The following is a 23066-nucleotide window of genomic DNA, read 5'->3' as shown; positions in this document are numbered from 1 at the left end:
CGGCGCGACGGCGAGCACCCCGGCCACGGCGAGGACGCGCCGCACGCCCGGCCGGATCCACGCGGGCCGGATCCGCGTCGGCCGGATCCGCGCCCGGCGGATCCACGTAAGGCAGATCCGCGCAAGGCGCAGTACCCCGCGCCACCCGCCGCGCGGCGTCCGACCGCGCATTCGACCGCGCGTCCGATCGCGCGCGTGGTCCGGCGTCCGGTCGGGTGTCCGGCCGTGCGGCTGCTTCTGCGTGTCGGCTCGCGCGTGTTCTTGGGCGTCGGCCCGCGTCGGCGGGGACGGCGTGTGCGCGGTGTCGCGCGCCGCGCCGGGTGAGGGGTGCGGTGTGGGGCCCGGTTCGGGGTCGGGCGGGGGCGGGGTCGTGGGCGGCACGGTCAGCCGCCCGCGCCGATGCGGGCGATCTCGGCGAGCGCGGCGGTGAACGCGGTGGGCTTGACGGCCAGGGCTCCGGCGAAGACGTGGGAGATGTCGATGGCGAGCCACACGCCGACGCCGAGGAGCCCGGCCATGATGCCGAGCGGGACGAGCGTCCAGCCGCGGGGCCGCGCGCCCGACAGGAACGGCAGCAGCACCACGACGAGGCCGGTCGCGATGGTGATGACGAGGAGCCAGCCGGGCGGGCTGCTGCGGGCGTCCATGCCGCGCTGGTGCCGGGCGGTGGAGATCTGCGCGATCTGGTCGAGCAGGGCGGTGCGGGCGTCGCTCTGCTCGTCGCCCTTGTCGGTGGGCAGGGCGATGGCGCGGCGGCGCAGGTCGTCCAGGGCGGTGTCGCCGGCGGGGTTCATGCGGCCGTCGTGCATGCGGGGCCATTCGCGGTCGCGGACGAAGCGGGCGTAGCCGGTGAGCGCGTCGCGCAGCGGGGCGCCCTCGGCGGCGGGGAGCCGGGTGGTGGTCCAGGTCGCCTCGACGATGGCCTGGCTCTCGGCGAAGGTGTTGAGGCGCGCGGCGTCGGTGGTCGTCCACGGGACGACGATCGCGATGGCGAACGCGGCGAGGAACAGCGCCGACAGCATGGAGCCGGCGTGGGCGTTGGTGGGGCCGTCGGCGGCGGCGTCCTCGTCGCCGAGCCGCATCCTGCGCGCGAGGCGGCCGGCCAGCAGCACGACCGCGACGGCGCAGAGCGCGGCGAGGAGGTAGACGGGCATGACCCTCTCTTCCGGGGGTGAAGGTGCCGGGAAACCGACACAGGGGTTAACTGAGGGTTACTATAGTTTCACCATCAGTCGCGGCGCTGCCTTTTGCGGTGGCGCGTTCCGGCCGTCTCGCCCGCGCCGATTTCGGTCCGCCGCGATCCGCGCGCGACCTGCGCGGACGGGTCCGCTCGGGTCGCGCGCGGTGGTTGACAAGGCCGGTGAACCGGATAGTTTTGCTCGGGTCCAGCACGGACTCACCGATCGGCCGCTCACGACGCCGCCCACCCCGCGCCAACGAGCCAGGTGCGGGCTCCGGGGCCTTCTGGGTGGAGCCGCCCGATCGCGCGGGGGTTGGACCCGGGAAGGACCCGCGGCATCCAGTAGAAAACGGATCCTCGTTCTCACCGCCTGTGAGGCGTGTCCGGCCCGACGGATGCCACGGGTCCTCTTCCGTGCCCCGCGCGGATTGCGCCCGCCTCCTCCGTCGACGCCCGGTCCCGGTCGTGGTGCGGGCGCGTCCCCGGTAGCGTTCCCGCAGAGCGACAGGAAGGACGCGCGGTGACGCAGGACACCCTCGCGGGCAGCCCCCCGGACGCCGGGCCGCCGCCCCCGGCCCGCCGCGGCCGGTGGGCGCGCCGGTGGGACGGGCTGCGCCGCGGCGGGCGGGCGGGCTGGCCCCGCACCGTCGCCGCCGTCGCGGCCGGGCCGCTGCTGTTCGCGGCGTTCCCCCCGCTGGGGTGGGCGGTGACTGCGCCGGTCGCGGTCGCGGTCCTGGTCCTCGCGGTGCGGGGGCTGCGGGCGCGGACGGCGGCGTGGCTGGGGTTCCTGTCGGGCGCGGCGTTCTTCCTGCCCGTCCTCACCGGCATCGCGCGGGTCGGGGAGGACGGGTGGGTCGCGCTCAGCCTCGTCCAGGCCCTGTACTTCGCGCCGATGACGGCCGGGTTCGCGGTCGTGGGGCGGCTGCGCGGCTGGCCGGTGTGGACGGCGGCGCTGTGGGTCGCGCAGGAGCTGGTGCGCGGCAGCGTCCCGTTCGGCGGGTTCCCGTGGGCGCGGCTGGCGTTCAGCCAGACCGGCACGCCCCTCACCCCGTACGCGGCGGTGGGCGGCGCGCCGCTGGTCACGTTCGCGACCGCGCTGGCGGGCGGGCTGCTGGCCGCCGCCGCGCTCGGGACCGTCGCGGCGCGGGAGCAGGGGCGCGGCCGGAGCGCGCTGCTCGGCGCCGCCGCCGCGCTCGCGGCCGTCGCGGCGCTCGGCGCGGCGGCGCGCGCGGTCCCGGTCCCGACGGGCGGGCGGCCGGTGACGGTCGCGGTGGTGCAGGGCAACGTCCCGCGCCTCGGCCTGGACTTCGAGGGGCAGCGCAAGGCCGTCCTCACCAACCACGTCAACCGCACCCACGAGCTCGCCGCCCGCATCCGGGAGGGGGCGGTCGCGCGGCCGAGCCTGGTGGTGTGGCCGGAGAACGCCAGCGACCTGGACCCCTACGCCGAGACCGACGCGTACGCGGCGATCGACGAGGCCGTCAAGGACGTCGGGGTGCCGGTGCTGGTCGGCGCGCTCGTCGACAGCGCCGACGGCACCAAGGTCGAGAACCGCGGGATCGTGTGGGACCCCGTCTCCGGGCCCGGCGACTACTACGTCAAACGCCACCCCGTCCCGTTCGGGGAGTACATCCCGTTCCGTCCGCTGCTGACGAAGCTGATCACCCGGTTCGACCGCGTCCCCCGCGACTTCGCGCACGGCACCCGGTCGGGGGTGATGCGGCTCGGTCCGATCACGATCGGGGACGTCATCTGCTTCGAGGTCGCCTATGACCGGGAGGTCCGCGATGTCGCGCGCGGGCAGATGCTCGTCGTGCAGACCAACAACGCCACCTACGGCCGCACGAGCCTTCCGCCGCAGCAGATCGCCATGTCGCGGCTGCGCGCGGTCGAGCATGGTCGTACGATCTTGGTGGCGGCGACGAGCGGCATCAGCGCGATCGTGGCTCCCGACGGGCGGGTCGTGGCGCGGTCGCGGGAGTTCACGCCCGACGTCCAGGTCGCGACGATGCCCGCGCGCACCGGGCGCACGCTCGCCGACCGGCTCGGCGCGCTTCCGGAGGACGCGCTCACCGCCGTCGCCGTGCTGGCCGTGGGGGCGGCCTGCGTCGCGGCGCGGGGGCGACGAGACAACGAGGGGAACTGACAGGCGATGGAGACTGCGGCGGACGGGACGCCGGACCTGGGCACGGTCCTGGTGATCATCCCGACCTACAACGAACGGGAGAACATCGAGTCCATCGTGGGCCGCGTCCGGGCGGCCGTCCCGCACGTCGACGTCCTCGTCGTGGACGACAACAGCCCCGACGGCACCGGCGACCTCGCCGACGCCCTCGCCGCCGGCGACGACCACGTGAAGGTCCTGCACCGCACCGCCAAGGACGGCCTGGGCGCCGCCTACATCGCCGGGTTCGGGTGGGCCGCCGAGCACGGCTACGACGTCATGGTCGAGATGGACGCCGACGGCTCCCACCAGCCCGAGGAACTGCCGCGGCTGCTCGGCGCGCTGCGCGACGCCGACCTCGTCATCGGGTCGCGGTGGGTGCCGGGCGGGAAGGTCGTGAACTGGCCGCGCCGCCGCGAGGTCCTGTCGCGCGGCGCGAACGTGTACGCGCGGCTGGTGCTGAGCGTGCCCGTCCACGACGCGACCGGCGGGTTCCGCGCGTTCCGCGCCGCGACCCTGGACAAGATCGGGCTGGAGGGCGTCGCGTCGCGCGGCTACTGCTTCCAGATCGACCTGGCGCTGCGGACGCTGCGGCAGGGCCTGCGCGTCGCGGAGGTCCCGATCACCTTCCGCGAGCGGATCCACGGGCAGAGCAAGATGAGCGGCGACGTGATCCTGGAGGCGGCGTGGCGGGTCGCGCGGTGGGGCGTGGAGGCCCGCGCCGAGCGCTTCCGCCGCTGACCGGCTCGCCGGCCGCGGCGTCGGCCGATGGATGCCGGAAACGTTCCGGGGGTCCGCCGCGTTGAACGCGGTGTGAAGGGGGCGCGTCCCGGGCGGGACGCGTCCCGCGCCGACCGCCCGAGGCTGGAGCCATGCCGTCCCGTCCCGTTCTCGCCGCGATCCTGCTGCTCCCGGTCGCCGAGGTCCTCGCCGTCGCCGGCGCGGCCCACCTGATCGGGGGCTGGTGGACGTTCGCGCTGCTGCTGGCCTCCGCCGCGCTCGGCGGCTGGATCGTGCGCCGCGCGGGGCGCCGCGCCTGGCGGGCGCTGCAGGACGCCGCCCGCACCGGCGCGCTGCCCGACCGGGAGGTCGGCGACGCCGCCCTGGTCATGACGGGCGGCCTGCTGCTGCTCACGCCGGGGTTCGTCACCGACGTCCTCGGCGCGCTCGTCGTGCTGCCGTGGACGCGCCCGCTGGTGCGGCGCGCGTTCCTGTCGTGGGCGTCGCGCCGCGCGGGGGCCCTGCCGCGCCCGGCGCCGTTCGGCGGCGCGTTCCCGCCCGGCTTCGGCCCGTCCGCCGGGGACGCGCCGCGCGGCCCGGTGGTGCGCGGCGAGGTGATCCGCGACGACCCGCCGACCGACGGCGGCCTCCCCGCCCGCCCCTGACCGTCCCGCCAGCCCCGGTCCATGCGGCCGGTCGCGCCCGTTGCGGCCCGAGCGTCCGCTCGCCTACGCCGCCGCCCGGCTGCCGCTGGCGTGCGGCGGTCGGGCGGCGGAGGGTTTCGCCAGGGCGTGCGGCCACAACCGGCCGTGCTGTGCCCGCGGTCGGTCTGCCGCGGACATGCGTCGGGGTCCGCACCTTGCGCGGTGCGGACCCCGAAGTCGGTGTTCGGTCGGGCGGGTCAGGCGCTCTTGCGGCGGCCCGCCCGCAGGATCGCCAGGCGTTCGGCGAGGACTTCCTCCAGGTCCTCGACGGTGCGGCGTTCCATGAGCATGTCCCAGTGGGTGCGGGCGGGCTTCCCCTTCTTGGCCTGGGGCAGTTCCCCGTCCACCCGGAGCGCGGTCGCGCCGCAGCTCCGGCATTCCCATGTCATGGGCACCTCGGCCTCGGCGGCGAGCGTCACGGTGAACCGGTGGCCCTTGCCGCAGGTGTAGTCCACCTCCTGGCGCGGGGCCAGGTCGGTGTTGCGATCGTTCTCGTAGCTCGTCGCTCCGAGTCGGGTGCCGCGAAGTGCGCGCTCGGCCATCGTCACGTGCCTCCCAGACGGCTTGCGGTGTCGTCCATGCCAACGCTGGATCCGGTCACAAGATTCCCGTCCGGAGGCCGTTCCAACCCTGCCGTTTGCGGACTCGGAGACGAGGTGTCCGGTTTCGGGCGCCCGGTTCGCGGCACTCGTCCGGGACGGGCGCCCGTCCCGGATCGCGGTCAGGGCCGGGCGGCGCCGGTCACGACCCGACCCGGTCGGTGGTGTCGACGACGTGGTCGACGAACCCGTACTCGCGGGCCTGCTCGGCGGTGAACCACCGGTCGCGCTCCCCGTCGGCCTCGACGCGCTCCAGCGGCTGCCCGGTGTGGAACGCGGTCCGCTCGGCGAGGACGCGCCGCAGGTAGCGGGACTGCTCGGCCTGGATCCGGACGTCGGACGCCGTCCCGCCGATGCCGCCGTGCGGCTGGTGCATCATCACGCGGGTGTGCGGCAGCGCGTACCGCTTCCCGGGCGCGCCCGCGCACAGCAGCATCTGGCCCATCGACGCGGCCAGCCCGAGGCCGACGGTCGCGATGTCGTTGGGCACGAACTGCATCACGTCGTAGATCGCCAGGCCCGCGTCCACGACGCCGCCGGGGGAGTTGACGTAGAGGGTGATGTCGCGGTCGGCGTCGTCGGCGGCCAGGAGCAGGAGCTGCGCGCCGACGCGGTTGGCGACGCGGTCGTCGATCTCCTGGCCGAGGAACACGATCCGCCGCTCCAGCAGCCGCTGGAAGATCGGCTCGTCGCCGCGCGGCGGGGCCTCGGCGGGCGCGGCGGTGCGGCCGGTGAACAGCGGCGGGCGGTCCCCGTCGGGACGGTGCATGGCGGTGCCTCCCATGAACTGTACGTTCTGTACGCGTCGCGGACGTACGAAACGTACAGTTCGTGGGCCGGGAAGGCCAGGGCGGTTCGCTATACGATGAATCCGTGGAAATCCCGGTGACGGAAGCGCGCGCCCAGTTCGCCGATCTGGTCAACCGGGTCGCCTACACCGGCGACCCGGTCCTGCTCACCCGGCGGGGGCGGCCGATGGCCGCCCTGGTGTCGGCCGAGGACCTGGAACTGCTGCGCAGCCTGCGCGAGCAGCGCATCGACCTGACCCGCACGAGCGCGGCGCCGCCCGCCGAGGAGCGCGCGCCGCAGCGTCCGCTGCGCGTGGCGGCCGAGCTGCGCCGTCCGCCCGGCTTCGGCCGCTGACCCGCGTCCCTGCCCGCCACAGTGCCGGTCACCGTGCCGGCCACGGTGTCGACCACCCTGTCGTCCTGGGCACCGCTCAGGTGCCGGACGGGCGCCCCGCCGGAGGCCCTGCGGGCGGTGCGGCGGGAGGCGCCGTCGGAGGAGTTGCGGGGGGCGTCGCGGGGGGCGGGGTGGGCCGGACGGCGGGCGGGCCGTGCCGCCACACGCCGCGCGCGGACATGACGTGCCGGAGGGTGACCAGCTCGTCGGTCATGATGCCGTCCACGCCGAGGTCCAGGAGCCGGTGCATGGTGGGCTGGTCGTTGATCGTCCAGGCGTGGACCTTCAGGCCGAGGGCGTGGCACTGCGCGACGAACCCGGCGGTGACGACGCGCAGCGGGCCGAGGGACGCGGGGACCTGCGCGCACGCGACGCCGGCGGCGGCGAGCGCGGCCAGGCGCTCGCGGCGCGGCCCGGGCCGTCCGGCGGCCGACAGGGCGCGCAGGGTGACCAGGTCGCGGGGGCCGAGGGCGGTGCAGACGTCCCGGTCGGTGTAGAGCGGCAGCCGGGCGCGGAACTGGGCGAGGCGGCGGGTGGAGAACGAGGTGATGCAGACGCGGTCCCAGGCGCGGGTGCGGTGCAGGACCTCGATGAGGGGGCCGATGACGGCGGCGTCCTTGAGGTCGATGTTGACGCGGGCGCCGGGGAAGGAGCCGAGGACGTCGTCCATGCGGGGGACGGGCTCGGTGCCGTGGACGCGGGCGCGCGCGACCTCGGCGTAGGGGAGGCGGGCCAGCGGCCCGGTCCGGTCGGTGACGCGGTCCAGGGTGCGGTCGTGGAAGGCGACGACGACGCCGTCGGCGGTGGCGCGCGCGTCGGTCTCCAGGTAGCGGTAGCCGAGTTCGGCGGCGCGCCCGAAGGCGGCCATGGAGTTCTCGGGGCGTCCGGCGGCGCCGCCGCGGTGGGCGAAGGGGATGGGGCCGGGGTGGTCGAGGAAGGCGTAGCTGGGCGGCACGCCCCCGATTATCGCGGGTCCCCGCCGCGCCCCGTGACTTACTTTGTAAAGGACAGGTGCGGGACTGCTACCGTCACCCCCGCACCTGTTACGGCATCGAGGAAGGAGCACGCGCGGATGGCGGATGTGGAGCAGTACCGGGCGACGTTCGAGCTGGTGGACGTCGACGGGGACGGCCGGATCTCCCCGGCGGAGCTGAAGGGCCTGATGGCGGCGCTGGGCCGGGAGATCTCCGACACGCGGGCGGTGGAGGTCGTCGTCCAGGCCGACCGGGACCGCGACGGGCGGATCTCGCTGGAGGAGTTCGCGGCGCTGATGGACGGCCTGTCCGCCTGACCCCGGGGGGCTCAGGCGGGCGGCGGGCCTGCGGCCCATTCGCGGCGGCGCGCCTCGGCGAGCGCGATCGCGGCGGCGACGGCGACGTTGAGGGACCCCACGCGCCCGGTCTGGGGGATGTAGGCGACGGCGTCGGCGGCGGCGAGCAGCGCGGGGGAGACCCCGTGGTCCTCGCCGCCGACGGCCAGGCACACGTCGCCGTCCAGGGGCGCGTCGTGCAGCGGGACGGCGTCGGCGGTCAGCTCGATCGCGACCAGCCGCAGCCCGGCCTCCCGGATCGCCGCGGCGGCGTCGGCGGCGGTCCCGGCGTGCGTCCAGGGGACGAGGCGTTCGGTGCCGAGCGCGGTCTTGGCGACGTTGCGGTGGTCGGGGGAGGTGGCGTTCCCCGCGAGCCACAGGTGCTCGACGCCGAACACCGCGGCGCTGCGCAGCAGGGACCCGACGTTGAACGGCTGCGTGACGGACTCGGCGAGCAGCCCGAGCCGGGCCTCGGTGCGGCGGCGCCACCCGCGGTTGAGGCGCTTGACGTCGGTGGGGCGCAGCTGGCGGCGTCCGGGCTGCGCGCCGGTGCTCGCGCCGGCCTGCGGGCTGGTCATCGGGCGGTTCCTTCTCGGGGTGCGGTGACGGCGAGGACGCGGTAGTTCGCGCGGGACGCGATCCGCTCGGTGGGGTAGGAGGCGTCGAGCCACCGGTGCAGGGAGTCGGCGCCCAGGTGCTTCTGGACGACGAGGTGGGCGGTCGCGCCGGGGGACAGGCGCGGCAGCCAGGTGCCGAGCAGGTCGTGCAGGGCGGCCTTGCCGATGCGGATCGGGGGGTTGGACCAGAGCGCGGCGTAGCGGACGCCGGGGTCGGCCTCGTCCGGCAGTATGAACCTTACATTGTCAAGCCCGGCGGTGGAGGCATTGCACCTCGCCGTGTCGAGCGCGCGTTCGTTGACGTCCACTCCCCAGACGCTCGCCTGCGGCGAGCGTGCCGCCATGGTGAGGGCGATGGGGCCGTACCCGGCGCCGAGGTCGAGCAGGTGCCCGGTGGGCGGGGGCGGCGGGACGGTCTCCAGCAGGATCCGGGTGCCGGGGTCGACGCGGCCGGGGGAGAACATGCCGCGGTCGGTCGCGAGCCGCAGGTGCAGGTCCGGCAGGACCAGGTCGACGGCGCCGGGCCGGGCGGGCAGGCCGGGCCGCGGCGCGAAGTAGTGATCTCCCACGTCGGCCGACCGTACCAGTCCGGGGACGCCCGCCCGTCCGCCGCGCGGCCCGACAGGCGCAGACGGGGCACGGACGGGGCGCGGACGTCGCCGCTTCGCGCGCACGTCCGTCCACGGGCGGGGCAGCGGGCAGCGTCTGCCGTACCGACCGCCGGGGAACCGCCCGGCGGCGGCGTCGGGTTCTCCCTCGCCGAGACCGCCGCCGGGCGCCGATCCGTGAGCGGGCCGGCGGGCACGGGCTCGTCCCGCGGGACAGGAGCATGGCGTGCGCGTCGGCGCGGGCCGGTCGGCGGGGAGGCCGCGCCGGATTGACCGGGGTTCGCGCTCGCGTTCGTGTGCGGACCGGTTCGTGTGCGGTCGGCGGTGTCGCGGTGCGGGCGCGGACTGGTTCGGGCGGGTCGTGTCGGTGCGGGCGTGGGGGAGGGGGCGGGTGGGACGCTGCGGTGGTCGACGGGCAGGGGGGCCGGACGTTGGGTGCGGGGATGGTCATGGGTGTGGCCGCGGTCGTCGCGGCGTGGTACGCGCTGCGGGGGCTGGGTGCGGTGTGGGGGCCTGCGGGGCGGTTGGTGGGGGTGTTGGCGCCGTGGACGCGGGCGGCGCACGCGTGGGTGCTGGAGGCGCCGGCGACGTTCGCGTACGTGGCGGTGTTCACGGCGTCGACGCTGGTGCAGGAGTCGGCGCCGCCGCGGTTGATCGAGTTGTTGACGACGTTGCAGTCGACGAATCTGGCGAATCTGCACCGGGAGCCGTTGCGGGCGCTGGCGAACAGCGCGTTGTGGGTGGCGGACAAGGGGCAGGGGCTGGTGCTTTACGTGCTGGTGTTCGTGACGGTGGTGGCGTGGGGGGAGCGGCGGTGGGGGACGCCGCGGTCGGTGGTGATCGGGTTGGCGGGGCATGTGCTGGGGTCGTTGCTGACGGCGGTGGTGGAGACGGGGGCGTTGGAGTCGGGGCGGGCTCCGGCGTGGCTGGCGGTGACGACCGACGTCGGGGTGTCGTACATCATGGTGGCGCAGCTGGCGGGGGCGGTGCTGCTGATGCGGGGCCGGGTGCGGGTGGCGGGGGCGGCGCTGGTGACGGTGGCGGTGGCGGCGCCGCTGGTGCGGGGCGGGACGTTGTGGGACGTCGGGCACGTCCTGGCGGCGCTGTGCGGGCTGGCGGCGGGCGCGGTGCTGCTGTGGTGGGCGCCGCCGCGGCGTCCGCCGAGCGTGGCGGGGTGCCTGCCGTGCGCGGAGCCGTGCCGGTTGCGGGCGGGTTAGGGGAGGCGGGAGAACCAGAAGAGGGAGGTTCCGGCGGCGCCGAGGGCGAGGAGGAGGGCGAGGCCGGTGAAGCGGGCGGTGATGTCGCGGTGCTCGGTGGTGAAGCCGAGGGAGCTGCCGATGTGGGTGTAGACGTCGCTGAGCTGCCCGGCGTCGGCGGCTTCGTAGGCTTTCCCGTCGGTGCTCTCGGCGAGGGTGCGCAGGGTCTCTTTGTTGACGGAGACGCTGGTGGTCTCGCCTTCGATGTCGACGGTGCCGTAGGGGGTGCCGAACGCGATGGTGGAGACGGGGACGTGCGCGGCGCGGCTGGCGTCGACGGCTTCCTGGACGGAGCGTCCGGTGGTGTTGTCGCCGTCGGACAGCAGGACGATGTGGGCGGGCGGCGGGTCTTGGCGGGCTTGTTCGTCGAAGGAGCTGATGCCTTGGAGGCAGGTGAAGACGGCTTCGCCGATGGCGGTGCGTTTGGCGAGGGTGAGGCGGTCCAGGGACGCGATGGCGTTGGCGCGGTCGGTGGTGGGCGCGGCGATGAGGTTGGCGTTTCCGGCGAACGCGACGACGCCGACGTTGAAGCGGGCGGGGAGGTCCTGGATGAACTTCTTGGCGGCGTCCTTGGCGGCGTCGAGGCGGGAGGGGGTGACGTCGCGGGCCATCATGGACAGGGACACGTCGACGGCGACCATGATGGTGGCGCGGTCGCGGGGGACTTTGACGTTCCCGGCGGGCCGCGCGAACCCGACGGTCATGAGGGTGATCATGGCGAGGAACAGGGCGGCGGCGATGTGGCGGCGCCAGCCGGGGCGTCGGGGCGCGACGTGCTGGAGGAGGGCGAGGTTGGTGAACCGGACGGCGTAGGTGCGGCGGCGGAGTTGCAGGAGGACGTACGCGGCGGCCAGGAGCGGCAGGAGCGCGAGGAGCCAGAGCCGTTCGGGCGACAGGAAGGTCATGCGCGCACCCCCGGCGCGGCGATGGCGCGTCCGGCGGCGCGGCGCTGGCGGAGCGCGAAGCGGGCGATGTCGGCGATCCAGTCGCGGTCGGTGCGCAGGACGAGGTGGTGGGCGCCGGCGCGGCGGAGGGCGGCGCGGGTCGCGGCGCGGTGGGCGGCGGCGGCGCGGGCGTATTTCTGGCGGGTGCGGCGGTCGAGGACGATTTCGTGGGTGGCGCCGGTCTCGGGGTCGGTCATGTCGAGGAGGCCGATGTCGGGGAGGTCGAGTTCGCGGGGGTCGATGATCTCGACGGCGAGGACCTGGTGGCGGGCGGTGAGGCGGCGCAGGGGGCGTTCCCACGGGGGGTGTTCGGGGTCGTCGCCGGGTTGGGGGAGGAAGTCGGAGATGACGACGCGCAGGCCGCGGCGGGTCTGCCCGGAGGCGAGGGCGGTGAGGGCGGCGCCGAGGGTGGCGGGGGCGGTGGGAGCGGGTTGGATGGGGGTGGTGAGGATGGTGTGGAGGAGGGCGTAGAGGGCGGGGCGTCCGGTGCGGGCGGGCTGGCGGCGGAGCCCGGCGGGGGTGTGGAGGTAGGCGCCGACGCGGTCGCCGAGGCGGACGGTGAGGAACCCGACGGCGGCGAGCGCTGCGGCGGCGAGGTCGCGTTTGGTGAGGTGCGCGGTGCCGAAGTCCATGCTGGGGGTGAGGTCGACGAGCGCCCACGCCTCGAGTTCGTGGTCGGCGACGAGGTCGCGGACGTGGGGGTTGGTGGTGCGGGCGGTGACGGCCCAGTCCATGTGGCGGACGTCGTCCTCACCGGCCTGGTACAGGCGCGCCTCGGCGAGTTCGGTGCCGGGGCCGGGCAGCAGGCCGAGGTGCTCGCCGTTGAGGAGCCCGTCGAGGCGGCGGGTGACGGCCAGGTGCAGGCGCCGCAGGCCCGGTCCGGGGGCGAGACGCCGCGCCCGCCGGCGTTCGTCGTCGCCGCCGGTCATGCCGGGGTCACCCCCGCGCCGTGGTTCCACACCACGCGGGGCGGGGGGACGGTCGCGAGGATCTGCCGGACGACGTCGCGGGTGTCGACGCCGTCGGCGAGGGCGTCGAAGGTGAGGACGATGCGGTGGGACATGACGTCGCGGGCGACGGCGCGGACGTCGTCGGGCAGGACGTAGTCGCGTCCCGACAGCAGCGCCAGGGCGCGCGCGGCCGACACCAGGCCGAGGGTGGCGCGGGGGCTGGCGCCGATGTCGATGAGGTCGCGCAACTCGGGCAGGTGGTACTGGGCGGGGTCGCGGGTGGCCATGACGAGCCGGACGATGTAGTCGGCGACGAGTTCGTGGACCGACACGGTGTCGGCGGCGCGCTGCAGGTCGGCGAGCCCGGCCGGGTCGAGGACGCGGTCGGGGGCGGGCGGGTCGACGCTCATGCGCCGCAGGATCTCCAGCTCGTCGTGCGCGCCGGGGTACTCCACGTCGATCTTCATGAGGAACCGGTCGCGCTGCGCCTCCGGCAGCGGGTACACGCCTTCGGACTCGATGGGGTTCTGGGTCGCCAGGACGATGAACGGCTCGGGCAGCGGGTAGGTGGTGCCGCCGAGCGACACCTGCCGTTCCGCCATGACCTCCAGCAGCGCCGACTGCACTTTGGCGGGCGCGCGGTTGATCTCGTCGGCGAGGACGAAGTTCACGAACACCGGGCCGAGCTCGACGTCGAACTGCTCGGTGGACGGATGGTAGATGCGGGTCCCGACGATGTCGGACGGGACGAGGTCGGGCGTGAACTGCAGCCGCGCGAACGTCCCCCCGACCACGCGGGCCAGGGACCCGACGGCGAGGGTCTTGGCGACGCCCGGGACCCCTTCGATGAGGCAGTGCCCGCGCGCCAGGAGCGCCACGACGAGCCGCTCGACCATGTGGTCCTGCCCGACGATGACCTTCTTCACCTCGGCGAGCGTGTCGCGCAGCAGCCCTGCTGCCCGGTCGGCGTCGTGCGCGGCGACGGTCATCGGCGGTTTCCCTCACTGGTCCTCGGCGGGTGCGGCGGGAGCTTCTCCGACCCTACGCGATCTCCGTTGGGGCGGGTCCTACCCGGGTGGGGCACCGTCCAGTGATCGGGTTGTTAGTGTGGCGGCCATGTCCGCGCCGCTGCCGCCGGGGGATCCGGGAGTGCTGGGTCCGTTCCGCCTGTCGGCGCGGCTGTCGGAGTCGGCGGCCGGGATCGTTTTCGTCGGGGTGGACGGTGCGGGGCGGCGCGCGTCGGTGGCGGTGCTGAGCAGCGGCGCGGCCGAGGACGCGGCGGCGCGCGACCGGTTCCGGGCGGCGATCCGCGCGGCGCTGCCGGGCGGGCCGGGGGAGCCGTCCTCGTCGGGTGCGGCGTCGGGTGCGGCGCCGGTGGTGGCGGCGCAGCCGGACGGTCCGGCGCCGTGGGTCGCGACGGAGTTCGACACGGCGCGCGTCGGCGCGGAGCGGTTCTTGCAGGCGGTGCTGCTGGGTGCGGGCGTGGTGGAGGGGCCGCGGCACGGGCCGGGGTTCCGCCCGCACTGGCAGGGGTCGCAGCCCGCTTTGGCGCCGCCGCCGGTGACGGCTCCGGTGACCGTGCCGGGGGAGGGCGGGCGGCCGGAGCGGGGGCTGGTCGCGGCGACGCTGACGCTCGTCGCCGTCCTGGTGATCCTGGGGCTGCTGCTGGCGGTGCTGTTCGCGTGCGAGCCGAAGGCGTCGCCGCCGCCCCCGCCGCCGCCCGAGCCGACGATGGGCGTCCCGCAGCAGCCCGCGCCCGGCACGACGCCCGAACCGGCGCCGTCGGGGGCGCCGCCCGGATCGCCGCCGGAGTCGCCGCCGCCGGGGTCGCCCGGGCCGGGCGACGGAGGCGGCGGGCCGCTGTAGGAAACCGGGTTGCCCGGTCGCGGGTGGTGTGTCGACGATGGCGGGATGCTGACGCATCTCGCCGCGTTCACCGGCGCCGCCGTCCTCGTCGCCCTCGCCCCCGGGCCCAGCACCGTCGTGATCCTGCGCGCGTCCCTGCGGTCCCGCCGCGCGGGGACGCTCACCGCCGTCGGCAACGAACTCGGCGTCCTGCTGTGGGGCGTGGCCGCGGCGGCGGGGCTGTCGGCGCTGCTGGTGGCGTCCCGCGTCGCCTACGACGGGCTGCGCATCGTCGGGGCCGTGGTGCTCGTCGTGTTCGGGGTCCGCGCGCTGCGCGCCGTGCGGCGCTCCGCCGTCCCGTCCGGCGTCCCGTCCGGCGTCCCGTCCGGCGTTCCGGACGGGGCTGAGGCGGGGGAGGGCGGGTGGCGCAGTGTCCGCCGGGGGGTGGTCACCAACCTCGCCAACCCCAAGGCCGGCGTGTTCGCCGTGTCGTTCCTGCCCCAGTTCGTCCCCGCGTCGGTGGGGACGGGCGTGCCCCTCGCCGCGTTCCTGCTGCTGCTCGCCGTGTGGTGGACGGTCATCGACCTCGCCTGGTACCTCACCGTCGTCACCCTCGCCGGCGCCGCACGCCGCGTCCTCGGCCGCCCCGCCGTCCGCCGCCGCCTCGACCAGGCGTCCGGGATCGTCCTGGTCGGCCTCGGCGCCCGCCTCGCCGCCGAAACCCGCTGACCCTATGCCGCGAACAGGGCGTTCACCGCCGCGCCGAGTTCGGCGACCGCGTCCGCCGCGCGCGCCGCGAACGGCCCCCACCCGAGGAACCCGTGGTCCAGGCCCTCGCCCGGCAGCAGCACCGCGCCCGGCCCCGCGTCCCGCAGCCGCGCCGCGAACGCCTCGCCCTGCGCGCGGAGCCGGTCGTGCGCGGCCGTCGCGACCACCGCGGGCGGCAGCACCGAGAAATCGGGCGCCAGCAGGGGAGACACGTCGGGGTCGGTGCGGTCGGTGTCGCCGAGGTACAGGTCCAGGACGCGGTCCAGGTCCTGGCCGGGGAACCGCAGGCCGTCGGGGTCGGGCGGTGGAGGCGGCACCGACCGCAGGTCCACCGCCGGGTAGACGAGCACCAGGCCCGCCGGGCGCCGTCCCGCCACCGCCAGCCGGTGCGCGGCCGCCGCCGCGATCTGGCCGCCCGCGCTGTCCCCGCCCACCCCCACCCTTCCCGCGCCGAGGCTCGCGGCGAGATCGCCGGCGGCGGCCGTCACCGCCGTGACGTCGTCGACCGCCGCCGGGAACCGGTGCTCGGGCGGGCGCCGGTACTCCACCGACAGCACCGCCGCCCCCGACGCCCGCGCCAGCCCCCGCACCACCGGGTCATAGGACTCCACATCGCCCAGCACCCACCCGCCGCCGTGCGCGAACACCAGAAGCCCCGGCGGCCTCGCCGCGTCCGGCACGTACAGGCGACCCGCGACACCGCCGACGACCACGTCCCGGACCCGGTGCAGCGGCGGGTGGGGGAGCGCCGCCAGTTCCGCCGCGTGCACCGCCCGCGCCGCCGCCACACCCCGCAGCCCGTCCCGCTCCGCCGCGCGCCGCAGCTTCTCGGAGTCGGCGAGGAAGCGGCGCAGGAACGCCAGGTACTCCCGGTCCCGGCCCACCGGTCAGCCCGCCGCCACGCACGACAACGCGAACGCGCTCACCGCCCGGTGCCACAATCCCGGACGCCGCAGCATCGCGTGCCCCTCACCCGGCACCTCCACGAACCGCACGTCCGCGACCTCCCGCGCACGCGCCGCGTACCGGCGGGCGCCCGAGATCGGCGTCGTCCGGTCCCCGGTGCCGTGCACGAACAGCACCCGGCGGCCCGCGAGCTGCCCCACCGGCTCGTCCCGCGGCACCCACGCGCCCAGCGCCGCCACACCCCGCACCTGCTCCGCGCCCGCCACCCGCAACGCCGTCCGCGCACCCATCGAATGCCCCACCAGCACCACCGGCACCCCCGGATGCGCCGCCGCGACCCGCTCCAGCGCCCAGCACGCGTCCGCGACGGGGGAGGCGTCCGCGCCGTTCCACCCCCGGAACCGGTACCCCAGCGTCCACACCGCCAGACCGTGCCGCCGCCCGTCCGCCGCCAGCGTCCACGCGAACGGCGCCATCCGCAGCGCCGCCGGCTGCCGCGACGACGCGCGAGCGCGGCTGTGCTCCCGCCCGCCGTGCAGCACCAGCGCGACAGCGGACACCCCGCCGGGCCGCGCGCGGACCGACAGCCGGGGGACGGGCTCGCTCAGCATGCCCCGCACCCTCTCACGACCCACCCGAAACGGACACCCCACCGCCCCCGAGAACGCTACTTAACATAATGTACATTATCGCGCATTCACGGGTCGTAGGAGAGTGGTCCGGTTCGTCCGTTCGGGTGTGGGCGGTGCGGTGCGCGGCGGCGGCTCTGACACAGTGGTCTCCGACGACCGGCGGCCGGGAGGGGGATGTCTGGTGGAGTCCGGGGACGCGCTGGAGCCCGCCAGCCTGGTCGAGCTGTCGGTGCGGCGGCTGCGGCACGAGATCCTCAGCGGCGCGTTCGCGCCCGGCGAGCGGCTCATCGAGGAACAGCTCACCGCCCGGTTCGGGATCAGCCGCGCGCCGTTGCGTGAGGCGTTGCGGCTCCTCGGCCAGCAGGGACTGGTCGAGCACCTGCCGCGCCGCGGCGTGCGCGTCGCGGAACTGTCGGGCGACGACGTGGACGGCCTGTTCGGGCTCCGCGACGTCCTGGAACGCTACGCGGTGGAGGTGGCGTTGCCGCCGCGCGCCGTCACCGTCGCCGCACACGACGTGACGGGGCTGGCGGCGGCGCTGGAGGCGATGGACGACGCGGCGCGCACCGGTGACGCGTTCGCCGAGAACGAGGCGCACCGCCGGTTCCACCTGGCGCTGGTCGACCTGGCCGGGCACCGTCACCTCATGCGCGCCTACGAGCCGGTGCTGTTGAAGCTGCAGCTCTACATGGCGGCGAACCTGCGGCTGGAGGCCGAGCAGCGCGACCCGGCCGAGGGCGTCGCGCGGCACCGCCGCCTGTACGAGGCGGTCGCGACCGGTGACCGCGAGGTGGCGTTGGACGCGCTCGCCGGGCACGGTGCCCGCACCTACATCGGCTGACATCGGCTGGCCCGTGGCGTTTCGGGCGGCCTCTCCCCTCGCCGGGTGCCGGTGAGGGGCAGCTAACACGGCTGTAACCGGGCGGGACGCCTCACCGACACAATTCTGTCGACAATCGACGGTTGAGGGATTCCCCCGGTGAACGGAGCCCCATGACCGAACACGAAACCGGACAGCGCCTCGAGGTCGACGCCTCCCCCTATTCCTACGCCTTCGACCCCCACCACACCGCCCTCCTCGTCATCGACATGCAACGCGACTTCCTCGAACCCGGCGGCTTCGGCGCGACCCTCGGCAACGACGTCGGCCTCCTCCAACGGGTCGTCCCACCGCTGCGCGACACCCTCCACGCCACCCGCGCCGCCGGACTCACCGTCGTCCACACCCGCGAAGGGCACCTGCCCGACCTGTCGGACTGCCCGCCCGCCAAACGCCGCCGCGGCGCGCCCACCCTGCGCATCGGCGACGACGGACCCCTCGGCCGCGTTCTCATCAGGGGCGAATACGGCCACGGCATCATCGACGACCTCGCACCCCTCCCCACCGAGACCGTCATCGACAAACCCGGCAAAGGCGCGTTCTACGCCACCGCGCTCGACACCGTCCTGCGCGAAGCCGCCATCACCCACCTCATCGTCACCGGCGTCACCACCGAGGTGTGCGTCCACACCACCGTCCGCGAAGCCAACGACCGCGGCTACGACTGCCTCGTGCTCACCGACTGCGTCGGCTCCTACCTCCCCGACCTCCACCGGTACGCCCTCGACATGATCAGCGCGCAGGGCGGCATCTTCGGCTGGGTCGCACCATCACAGAACTACCTCAAGGCCCTCCAGGAGCGAATCCCATGACCACAACGACCACCCCCGCACCGGCACGCCCGCCCTGGTGGGTCGGCGGCGACACCAACGCCGCGTTCGGCCTCGGCTTCAACGTCATGGTGAACGTCCTGGTCCTCAGCGGCCTGTGCATCAGCGTCGTCCACCTGCCCGGCCACGACGTCTTCGGCGTCCTGCTGCCCGCCCTCGGCGTCCAGCTCCTCATCGGCAACGTCTACTACACCTACCTCGCACGCCGCCTCGCCCTCCGCGAGGGCCGCGCCGACGTCACCGCCCTGCCCTACGGGCCCAGCGTCCCCCACATGTTCATCGTCACCTTCGTGATCATGCTGCCGACGTACCTGACCACCCACGACCCCCTGAAGGCGTGGGCCGCCGGACTCGCGTGGTGCTTCATCATCGGGATCATCGTCATCATCGGCGCGTTCATCGGCCCCTGGGTGCGGCGCTTCACCCCCCGCGCCGCGATGCTCGGCACCCTCGCCGGAATCTCCATCGCGTTCATCTCCATGCGGCCCGCCGCGCAGATGTGGGAGGCCGCCTGGATCGCGCTGCCCGTCCTGGCGCTCCTGCTCGTCGGGTTCTTCACCGGCGTCCGCCTGCCCGGCAACATCCCCGTCGGCCTCGCCGCCCTCCTCCTCGGCACCGCCATCGGCTGGATCGGCGGCTACATGCACCCCGCCGACGTCACCGCCGCCGCCCACGACATCACCGTCAGCGTCCCCACCCTCAACCTCACCCGCCTCGGCGACGGCCTCAGCGAGATCTCACCCCTGCTCGCCACCGCCATCCCCCTCGGCATCTACAACTTCACCGAAGGGATGAGCAACGTCGAGAGCGCCGCCGCGGCCGGCGACTCCTACAACCTGCGGTCCGTCCTGCTCGCCGACGGAACCGGCGCCATCGTCGGATCCATGCTCGGCTCACCGTTCCCACCCGCCGTCTACATCGGCCACCCCGGCTGGAAGTCGGCGGGCGGACGCGCCGGATACTCCCTCGCCAGCGGCGTCGTCATCGCCGCCCTGTGCTTCGGCGGCCTGTTCTCCCTCCTCGCCGCCGTCCTCCCCACCCCCGCGATCGTCCCGATCCTGCTCTACATCGGCCTGCTCATCGGCGCGCAGGCGTTCCAGGCCGTCCCCCCCGCGCACGCCGTCGCCGTCGTCGCCGCGATCATCCCCAACATCGCCCAGTGGGCACAGGGCTACATGGACAACGCCCTCGCCGCCGCCGGAACCACCGCCCAGAAAGTCGGCTACGACACCATCGCCGGCGCCGGAACCGTCTACCGGGGCACCATGCTCCTCGGCGGCGGCGCCGTCCTGGCCGGACTCGTCCTCGGCGCGATCGTCGCGTTCGTCGTCGACCGGTCCTTCCTGTGGGCCGCCGGATACGCCGCGTTCGGCGCCGCCCTGTCGTTCGTCGGCCTCATCCACGGCAGCGAGGTCACCTGGAACGCCGGCGGGCAGATCGCCCTCGGCTACCTGTTCGCCGCCATCGTGTTCGCCGCGTTCGCCCTCTCCACCCGCCACAAGCCCGAAACACCGGCCGAACCCGAACCCGAGGCCGGGCAGCCCGTCACCGCGAAGACCCAGACCGCATGAACATCCCCGACCTCACCGCCCGCTACCGCGCCGGAACCGACCCCGCCACCATCGTCCACGCCACCTACGACCGCATCGACGCGCGCGGCGACGACCACGTCTGGATCACGCTGCGGAGCCGCGCCGACGTGCTCGCCGACGCCGCCGCCCTCACCCGCCGCTGGCCCGACCCCGCGACCCGGCCGCCGCTGTGGGGGGTGCCGTTCGGGGTCAAGGACAGCCTGGACGTCGCCGGGATCCCCACCACCGTCGCGTGCCCCGCCTACGCCTACGTCCCCGACCGCACCGCGCCGCTGGTGCGGCGGCTGCTGGACGGCGGCGCGCTGCTCGTCGGGAAGACCAACCTCGACCAGTTCGCCACCGGCCTGTCGGGGATGCGCAGCCCCTACGGCACCCCCGAGTCGCCGCTGGTGCCGGGGCTGGTGTGCGGGGGGTCCAGTTCCGGGTCGGCCGTCGCGGTCGGGGCCGGGCTCGTCCCGTTCGCGGTCGCGACCGACACCGCCGGGTCGGGGCGCGTGCCCGCCGTGCTCACCGGGACCGTCGGGTTCAAACCGACGCGCGGGCTCGTCAGCACCCTCGGCCTGGTGCCCGCGTGCGAGTCGATCGACTGCGCCAGCGTCATCGCCCGGACCGTCGCCGACGCCTGCGCCGTCCTGTCGGTGATGGCCGGGCCCGAGCCCGGCGACCCGTGGTCCCGGGACTTCCCCGGCCCCGGCGCGGTCCCCGCCGACACCGGTCCGCTGCGGGTCGGCGTGCCCGACCACCCCGAGTTCCACGGGGACGCCGCCGCGGCGGCCGGGTTCGGCGACGCGGTCGCCCGCCTGGACGCCCTCGGGCACACCGCCGTCCCGGTGGACCTGCGGCCGTTCCTGGCCGCCGGGCGGCTCCTGTACGACGGGCCGTGGGTCGCCGAACGCCTCGCCGTGTTCGGGGACTTCCTCGCCGACCACGGCGACGACCTGCATCCCGTCACCCGCCGCGTCCTGTCGACCGGCGGGTCCCTCACCGCCGTGGACGCCTTCCGGGGCCTGCACCGCCTCCAGACGCTGAAGGCGGCGACCCGCCCGGTGTGGGACGCCGTCGACGTCCTCGCGGTCCCGACGGTCCCCACCACGTTCACCCGCGCGGAGATGGCCGCGGACCCGATCGGGCGCAACACCGTCCTCGGCCACTACACGATGTTCGCGAACCTCCTGGACCTGGCCGCCGTCGCCGTGCCCGCCGGGACCACCGCGACCGGCCGTCCCCACGGCGTGACGTTCCTCGGCCCGGCCGGGAGCGACGCCGTCATCGCGGGCGCCGCCGCCGGTTTCACCGGCGAAACCGCGCGTCACAACGCTGTCGCGGTGACGCCGCACGCCGGGTGACCCTGTCGGCGGCCCCGCGTCCCGGGGCCGCCGGCGACCTCTCCCCGACCCCGCAGATCCCCACTGGCCCTAAACACGACAGAAAAGGGCTTCTGTTGGGTATTGGATGGTTTGTACCCACTTGTGCAGGTCTGGGCGGTGTTTGTCAGGTGGACGGGTCGTCGAGCTTGGCGGCGACGGCGTCCAGGACCCATTCCAGGCCGGTCGCGAAGGACGTCGCGGCGTCGACGTCCGCGCCGTCGTGCACGGCCTTGGCCAGCGCCGGGAACCGGCCCGTGGCCAGCATCCGGCGGACGTGGGGGCCGGACGCGCGCTGCCAGTCGCGTTCGGACAGCCCCGTGGCGCGTTCGGCGCGCAGGTCGGCGACCTCGTGCCGCAGCGCCCCGGTGACGTAGGCGCTGACGGTCGCCACGGCGCGCAGGGCGGTGTCGAGCGGCGCGCGGCCGTCGAGGGCGGCGAGGGCGGACTCGGTGACGGCGAGGGCGTTGGGGCCGAGGGACGGCCGGCCGCCGAGCAGGTCGGCGAGCCATTCGTGGCGCAGGACGGCGCGGCGGGTGCGGTGGGCGCGTCCGCGCAGCGCGTCCCGCCAGCCGGCGGGCGGTTCGGTGGGCAGGATCTCGGCGTGGACGTGGTCGACCATGAGGTCGAGGAGTTCGTCCTTGGTGGCGATGTGGCCGTAGAGGCGCATGGGGCCGGCGTCGAGGCGGGCGGCGACCTTGCGCAGGGACACCGCGTCCAGTCCCCCGGCGTCGGCGAGCGCGACGGCGGCGGCGACGATGCGCGGGCGGTCGAGCGGCGCGGGCGGCGGCGGTGGTTCGGGGCGGTCCCACACGGTCATGGTTTCACCGTACTGTTGCGATACACCATATCGGGTCAATACGGTGTATCGCCATGAGTCGTATCGCGGTGGTAGGGGGCGGCCCGGCCGGGCTGGCGTTCGCGCGCGTCCTGGCGCGTCATGGGCGTCCGGTGACGGTCCTGGAGCGCGACCGCTCCCCCGCGGCGCGTCCGCCGGGCGGTTCGCTGGACCTGCACGCGGGCCTCGGGCAGCGGGCGCTGGAGAAGGCGGGGCTGCTGGCGGAGTTCCGGGCGGCGGCGCGGCCGGAGGGGCAGGCGATGCGGATCCTTGATCCGGGCGGGGCGGTGCTGCGCGACTGGCGTCCGGGGCCGGACGAGCGGGCCAATCCGGAGATCGACCGGGGTCGGCTGCGCGATCTGCTGCTGGGCGGGCTGGAGGACGTGCGGTGGGGGTGGGAGGTCGCGGAGGTGGTGCCGGGCGGGGGCGGCGCGGTGGTGCGGTGCGCGGACGGGCGGGAGGAGGCGTTCGATCTGGTGGTGGGCGCGGACGGCGCGTGGTCGCGGGTGCGGGCTGCGGTGTCGGGGGCGGTGCCGGAGTACGCGGGGGTGACGTACGTGGAGACGTCGCTGGACGACGTCGACGCCCGCCACCCGGGTCTGGCGCGGCTGGTCGGGGACGGTGCGGTGGCGGTGTACGGGGTGAACCGGGGGCTGGTGGCGCAGCGGGGCGGCGGCGGGCACGTGAAGGTGTACGCGCAGTACCGGACGCCGCAGGGGTGGCCGGCGGACGTGGATCCGGGCGACGCGGACGCGCTGCGGGCGGCGGTGCTGGACCTGCTGGACGGGTGGGCTCCTCCCCTGCTGGACCTCGTCCGGCACGGGACGGCGTTCGTGCGGCGGGAGCTGCACGTCCTGCCGGTGGGGCACGCGTGGGCGCACGTGCCCGGGGTGACGCTGGTGGGCGACGCCGCGCACCTGATGCCGCCGCTCGGGGCGGGCGCGAACCTGGCGCTGCTGGACGGCGCCGAACTCGCCGAGGCGATCGTCGGCGCCGGGGACCTGGACGGGGCGGTGCGGGCGTTCGAGGAGCGGATGGGGGCGCGGGCGGGCCGGTGGGCGGCGCGGACGGCGGCGGGGCTGGAGCGGCTGGTGGGCGCGGACCCGGCGCGGGCGGTGGCGTTGTTCGACGAAGTGCAGCCGTCGTGAGCCGTCCTGGTTTCCGGGTGCGAGGCGGGG

25 protein-coding genes are annotated in these 23066 nt (G+C 75.3%); 13 read left to right on the top strand and 12 right to left on the bottom strand.

The genetic code is table 11. The annotated features are described in order from the left end of the window. Positions 1–383 precede the first annotated feature (383 nt). Positions 384–1154, bottom strand: a complete 771-nt coding sequence (locus GQ466_RS25150; RefSeq protein WP_161105489.1) for a bestrophin-like domain — start codon at positions 1152–1154, stop codon at positions 384–386. Positions 1155–1700: 546 nt separating this feature from the next. Here GQ466_RS25150 and lnt point away from each other — a divergent pair. The 3 genes from lnt to GQ466_RS25135 all read left to right on the top strand — a co-directional run bounded on the left by lnt (position 1701) and on the right by GQ466_RS25135 (position 4729). Beyond that, a complete protein-coding gene (gene lnt, locus GQ466_RS25145) occupies positions 1701–3326 on the top strand; it encodes an apolipoprotein N-acyltransferase (RefSeq protein ID WP_161105488.1) in 1626 nt (541 codons plus the stop codon). 6 nt (positions 3327–3332) lie between these two features. Further along, positions 3333–4085: a polyprenol monophosphomannose synthase gene (locus GQ466_RS25140; RefSeq protein WP_161105487.1), complete on the top strand. Its 753-nt coding sequence runs from the start codon at positions 3333–3335 to the stop codon at positions 4083–4085. A 131-nt stretch (positions 4086–4216) separates the two neighbouring features. Further along, on the top strand, positions 4217–4729 hold the full coding sequence (locus GQ466_RS25135; protein ID WP_161105486.1) for an FxsA family protein: 513 nt from the start codon (positions 4217–4219) through the stop codon (positions 4727–4729). A gap of 236 nt (positions 4730–4965) precedes the next feature. Here the strand turns inward: GQ466_RS25135 and GQ466_RS25130 are convergent, their stop codons facing one another. Then, positions 4966–5310, bottom strand: coding sequence for an RNA polymerase-binding protein RbpA (locus GQ466_RS25130; RefSeq protein WP_103566595.1), 345 nt, complete (start codon positions 5308–5310; stop codon positions 4966–4968). Between the two features lie 199 nt (positions 5311–5509). Further along, the gene (locus GQ466_RS25125; protein ID WP_237418330.1) at positions 5510–6151 is read right to left on the bottom strand and encodes a ClpP family protease; all 642 of its coding nucleotides are present in this window, start codon (positions 6149–6151) and stop codon (positions 5510–5512) included. 89 nt (positions 6152–6240) lie between these two features. Between GQ466_RS25125 and GQ466_RS25120 the strand changes: the two genes are divergently transcribed. Then, entirely contained in the window at positions 6241–6510 is a 270-nt protein-coding gene (locus GQ466_RS25120; protein WP_161105485.1) for a type II toxin-antitoxin system prevent-host-death family antitoxin, read from the top strand. Positions 6511–6586: 76 nt separating this feature from the next. Here GQ466_RS25120 and GQ466_RS25115 read toward each other — a convergent pair whose 3' ends face one another. Continuing rightward, complete coding sequence (locus GQ466_RS25115; RefSeq protein WP_161105484.1) at positions 6587–7504, bottom strand: glycerophosphodiester phosphodiesterase family protein; 918 nt, start codon at positions 7502–7504, stop codon at positions 6587–6589. A 117-nt stretch (positions 7505–7621) separates the two neighbouring features. Between GQ466_RS25115 and GQ466_RS32490 the strand changes: the two genes are divergently transcribed. Beyond that, on the top strand, positions 7622–7840 hold the full coding sequence (locus GQ466_RS32490) for an EF-hand domain-containing protein (protein WP_161105483.1): 219 nt from the start codon (positions 7622–7624) through the stop codon (positions 7838–7840). A gap of 11 nt (positions 7841–7851) precedes the next feature. Here the strand turns inward: GQ466_RS32490 and GQ466_RS25105 are convergent, their stop codons facing one another. Beyond that, positions 7852–8436, bottom strand: coding sequence for a TrmH family RNA methyltransferase (locus GQ466_RS25105; protein WP_161105482.1), 585 nt, complete (start codon positions 8434–8436; stop codon positions 7852–7854). Beyond that, positions 8433–9044, bottom strand: a complete 612-nt coding sequence (locus GQ466_RS25100) for a methyltransferase (RefSeq protein ID WP_161105481.1) — start codon at positions 9042–9044, stop codon at positions 8433–8435. The genes GQ466_RS25105 and GQ466_RS25100 overlap by 4 nt, the downstream gene beginning before the upstream one ends. A 488-nt stretch (positions 9045–9532) precedes the next feature. On the opposite strand from GQ466_RS25100, the gene GQ466_RS25095 reads away from it, so the two are divergent. Continuing rightward, positions 9533–10300 carry a rhomboid-like protein gene (locus GQ466_RS25095; RefSeq protein ID WP_161105480.1) on the top strand — a complete coding sequence of 256 codons (768 nt, stop codon included), beginning with the start codon at positions 9533–9535 and terminating at the stop codon, positions 10298–10300. On the opposite strand, the gene GQ466_RS25090 is transcribed toward GQ466_RS25095, so the two are convergent. Genes GQ466_RS25090 through GQ466_RS25080 form a run of 3 tightly spaced genes read right to left on the bottom strand, consistent with a single transcriptional unit; the run spans position 10297 to position 13222 of the window. Next, on the bottom strand, positions 10297–11244 hold the full coding sequence (locus tag GQ466_RS25090; RefSeq protein WP_161105479.1) for a VWA domain-containing protein: 948 nt from the start codon (positions 11242–11244) through the stop codon (positions 10297–10299). The two genes, GQ466_RS25095 and GQ466_RS25090, sit on opposite strands and share 4 nt — an antisense overlap. Further along, the gene (locus GQ466_RS25085; RefSeq protein WP_161105478.1) at positions 11241–12212 is read right to left on the bottom strand and encodes a DUF58 domain-containing protein; all 972 of its coding nucleotides are present in this window, start codon (positions 12210–12212) and stop codon (positions 11241–11243) included. Before GQ466_RS25085 ends, GQ466_RS25090 begins: the two co-directional genes overlap by 4 nt. Next, on the bottom strand, positions 12209–13222 hold the full coding sequence (locus tag GQ466_RS25080; protein ID WP_161105477.1) for an AAA family ATPase: 1014 nt from the start codon (positions 13220–13222) through the stop codon (positions 12209–12211). Before GQ466_RS25080 ends, GQ466_RS25085 begins: the two co-directional genes overlap by 4 nt. Before the next feature lie 127 nt (positions 13223–13349). On the opposite strand from GQ466_RS25080, the gene GQ466_RS25075 reads away from it, so the two are divergent. Together GQ466_RS25075 and GQ466_RS25070 are read left to right on the top strand one after the other, a co-directional pair. Beyond that, on the top strand, positions 13350–14099 hold the full coding sequence (locus tag GQ466_RS25075) for a hypothetical protein (protein WP_202421061.1): 750 nt from the start codon (positions 13350–13352) through the stop codon (positions 14097–14099). A gap of 45 nt (positions 14100–14144) precedes the next feature. Beyond that, positions 14145–14807, top strand: a complete 663-nt coding sequence (locus GQ466_RS25070) for a LysE family translocator (protein WP_161105475.1) — start codon at positions 14145–14147, stop codon at positions 14805–14807. A gap of 2 nt (positions 14808–14809) precedes the next feature. On the opposite strand, the gene GQ466_RS25065 is transcribed toward GQ466_RS25070, so the two are convergent. Together GQ466_RS25065 and GQ466_RS25060 are read right to left on the bottom strand one after the other, a co-directional pair. Next, positions 14810–15730, bottom strand: coding sequence for an alpha/beta hydrolase fold domain-containing protein (locus GQ466_RS25065; RefSeq protein WP_161105474.1), 921 nt, complete (start codon positions 15728–15730; stop codon positions 14810–14812). A gap of 3 nt (positions 15731–15733) precedes the next feature. Then, entirely contained in the window at positions 15734–16363 is a 630-nt protein-coding gene (locus GQ466_RS25060; protein WP_161105473.1) for an alpha/beta hydrolase, read from the bottom strand. A 202-nt stretch (positions 16364–16565) separates the two neighbouring features. On the opposite strand from GQ466_RS25060, the gene GQ466_RS25055 reads away from it, so the two are divergent. From GQ466_RS25055 to GQ466_RS25040, 4 genes are all read left to right on the top strand, one after another. After that, positions 16566–17225 carry an FCD domain-containing protein gene (locus tag GQ466_RS25055; protein WP_202421060.1) on the top strand — a complete coding sequence of 220 codons (660 nt, stop codon included), beginning with the start codon at positions 16566–16568 and terminating at the stop codon, positions 17223–17225. A gap of 152 nt (positions 17226–17377) precedes the next feature. Beyond that, positions 17378–18076 (top strand): cysteine hydrolase family protein, encoded by a 699-nt coding sequence (locus GQ466_RS25050; protein ID WP_161105472.1) that lies wholly within the window; start codon positions 17378–17380, stop codon positions 18074–18076. Beyond that, the gene (locus GQ466_RS25045; protein WP_161105471.1) at positions 18073–19665 is read left to right on the top strand and encodes a regulator; all 1593 of its coding nucleotides are present in this window, start codon (positions 18073–18075) and stop codon (positions 19663–19665) included. Before GQ466_RS25050 ends, GQ466_RS25045 begins: the two co-directional genes overlap by 4 nt. Then, a complete protein-coding gene (locus GQ466_RS25040) occupies positions 19662–21032 on the top strand; it encodes an allophanate hydrolase (RefSeq protein WP_161105470.1) in 1371 nt (456 codons plus the stop codon). The genes GQ466_RS25045 and GQ466_RS25040 overlap by 4 nt, the downstream gene beginning before the upstream one ends. Positions 21033–21177: 145 nt before the next feature. On the opposite strand, the gene GQ466_RS25035 is transcribed toward GQ466_RS25040, so the two are convergent. Next, positions 21178–21870 carry a TetR/AcrR family transcriptional regulator C-terminal domain-containing protein gene (locus GQ466_RS25035; RefSeq protein WP_161105469.1) on the bottom strand — a complete coding sequence of 231 codons (693 nt, stop codon included), beginning with the start codon at positions 21868–21870 and terminating at the stop codon, positions 21178–21180. A gap of 53 nt (positions 21871–21923) precedes the next feature. Here GQ466_RS25035 and GQ466_RS25030 point away from each other — a divergent pair, with 53 nt between their 5' ends. Further along, positions 21924–23036, top strand: a complete 1113-nt coding sequence (locus GQ466_RS25030; RefSeq protein WP_161105468.1) for an FAD-dependent oxidoreductase — start codon at positions 21924–21926, stop codon at positions 23034–23036. The last annotated feature ends 30 nt before the right edge of the window (positions 23037–23066 follow it).

It is taken from the genome of Actinomadura rayongensis (assembly GCF_009831215.1).
GTDB classification, from domain to species: Bacteria; Actinomycetota; Actinomycetes; order Streptosporangiales; family Streptosporangiaceae; genus Spirillospora; species Spirillospora rayongensis.
Note: the sequence above shows the minus strand (reverse complement) of the source record. Positions and strands in the feature narration are given on the sequence as shown.

What these genes read in the sequence shown, in the direction of transcription:
- GQ466_RS25150 (WP_161105489.1), bottom strand. Translation starts at nt 1,154, where the DNA reads ATGCCCGTCTACCTCCTCGCCGCGCTCTGCGCCGTCGCGGTCGTGCTG.
- GQ466_RS25140 (WP_161105487.1), top strand. Translation starts at nt 3,333, where the DNA reads ATGGAGACTGCGGCGGACGGGACGCCGGACCTGGGCACGGTCCTGGTG.
- GQ466_RS25135 (WP_161105486.1), top strand. Translation starts at nt 4,217, where the DNA reads ATGCCGTCCCGTCCCGTTCTCGCCGCGATCCTGCTGCTCCCGGTCGCC.
- GQ466_RS25130 (WP_103566595.1), bottom strand. Translation starts at nt 5,310, where the DNA reads ATGGCCGAGCGCGCACTTCGCGGCACCCGACTCGGAGCGACGAGCTAC.
- GQ466_RS25125 (WP_237418330.1), bottom strand. Translation starts at nt 6,151, where the DNA reads ATGGGAGGCACCGCCATGCACCGTCCCGACGGGGACCGCCCGCCGCTG.
- GQ466_RS32490 (WP_161105483.1), top strand. Translation starts at nt 7,622, where the DNA reads ATGGCGGATGTGGAGCAGTACCGGGCGACGTTCGAGCTGGTGGACGTC.
- GQ466_RS25105 (WP_161105482.1), bottom strand. Translation starts at nt 8,436, where the DNA reads ATGACCAGCCCGCAGGCCGGCGCGAGCACCGGCGCGCAGCCCGGACGC.
- GQ466_RS25095 (WP_161105480.1), top strand. Translation starts at nt 9,533, where the DNA reads ATGGGTGTGGCCGCGGTCGTCGCGGCGTGGTACGCGCTGCGGGGGCTG.
- GQ466_RS25090 (WP_161105479.1), bottom strand. Translation starts at nt 11,244, where the DNA reads ATGACCTTCCTGTCGCCCGAACGGCTCTGGCTCCTCGCGCTCCTGCCG.
- GQ466_RS25085 (WP_161105478.1), bottom strand. Translation starts at nt 12,212, where the DNA reads ATGACCGGCGGCGACGACGAACGCCGGCGGGCGCGGCGTCTCGCCCCC.
- GQ466_RS25080 (WP_161105477.1), bottom strand. Translation starts at nt 13,222, where the DNA reads ATGACCGTCGCCGCGCACGACGCCGACCGGGCAGCAGGGCTGCTGCGC.
- GQ466_RS25075 (WP_202421061.1), top strand. Translation starts at nt 13,350, where the DNA reads ATGTCCGCGCCGCTGCCGCCGGGGGATCCGGGAGTGCTGGGTCCGTTC.
- GQ466_RS25070 (WP_161105475.1), top strand. Translation starts at nt 14,145, where the DNA reads ATGCTGACGCATCTCGCCGCGTTCACCGGCGCCGCCGTCCTCGTCGCC.
- GQ466_RS25060 (WP_161105473.1), bottom strand. Translation starts at nt 16,363, where the DNA reads ATGCTGAGCGAGCCCGTCCCCCGGCTGTCGGTCCGCGCGCGGCCCGGC.
- GQ466_RS25050 (WP_161105472.1), top strand. Translation starts at nt 17,378, where the DNA reads ATGACCGAACACGAAACCGGACAGCGCCTCGAGGTCGACGCCTCCCCC.
- GQ466_RS25045 (WP_161105471.1), top strand. Translation starts at nt 18,073, where the DNA reads ATGACCACAACGACCACCCCCGCACCGGCACGCCCGCCCTGGTGGGTC.
- GQ466_RS25040 (WP_161105470.1), top strand. Translation starts at nt 19,662, where the DNA reads ATGAACATCCCCGACCTCACCGCCCGCTACCGCGCCGGAACCGACCCC.
- GQ466_RS25035 (WP_161105469.1), bottom strand. Translation starts at nt 21,870, where the DNA reads ATGACCGTGTGGGACCGCCCCGAACCACCGCCGCCGCCCGCGCCGCTC.
- GQ466_RS25030 (WP_161105468.1), top strand. Translation starts at nt 21,924, where the DNA reads ATGAGTCGTATCGCGGTGGTAGGGGGCGGCCCGGCCGGGCTGGCGTTC.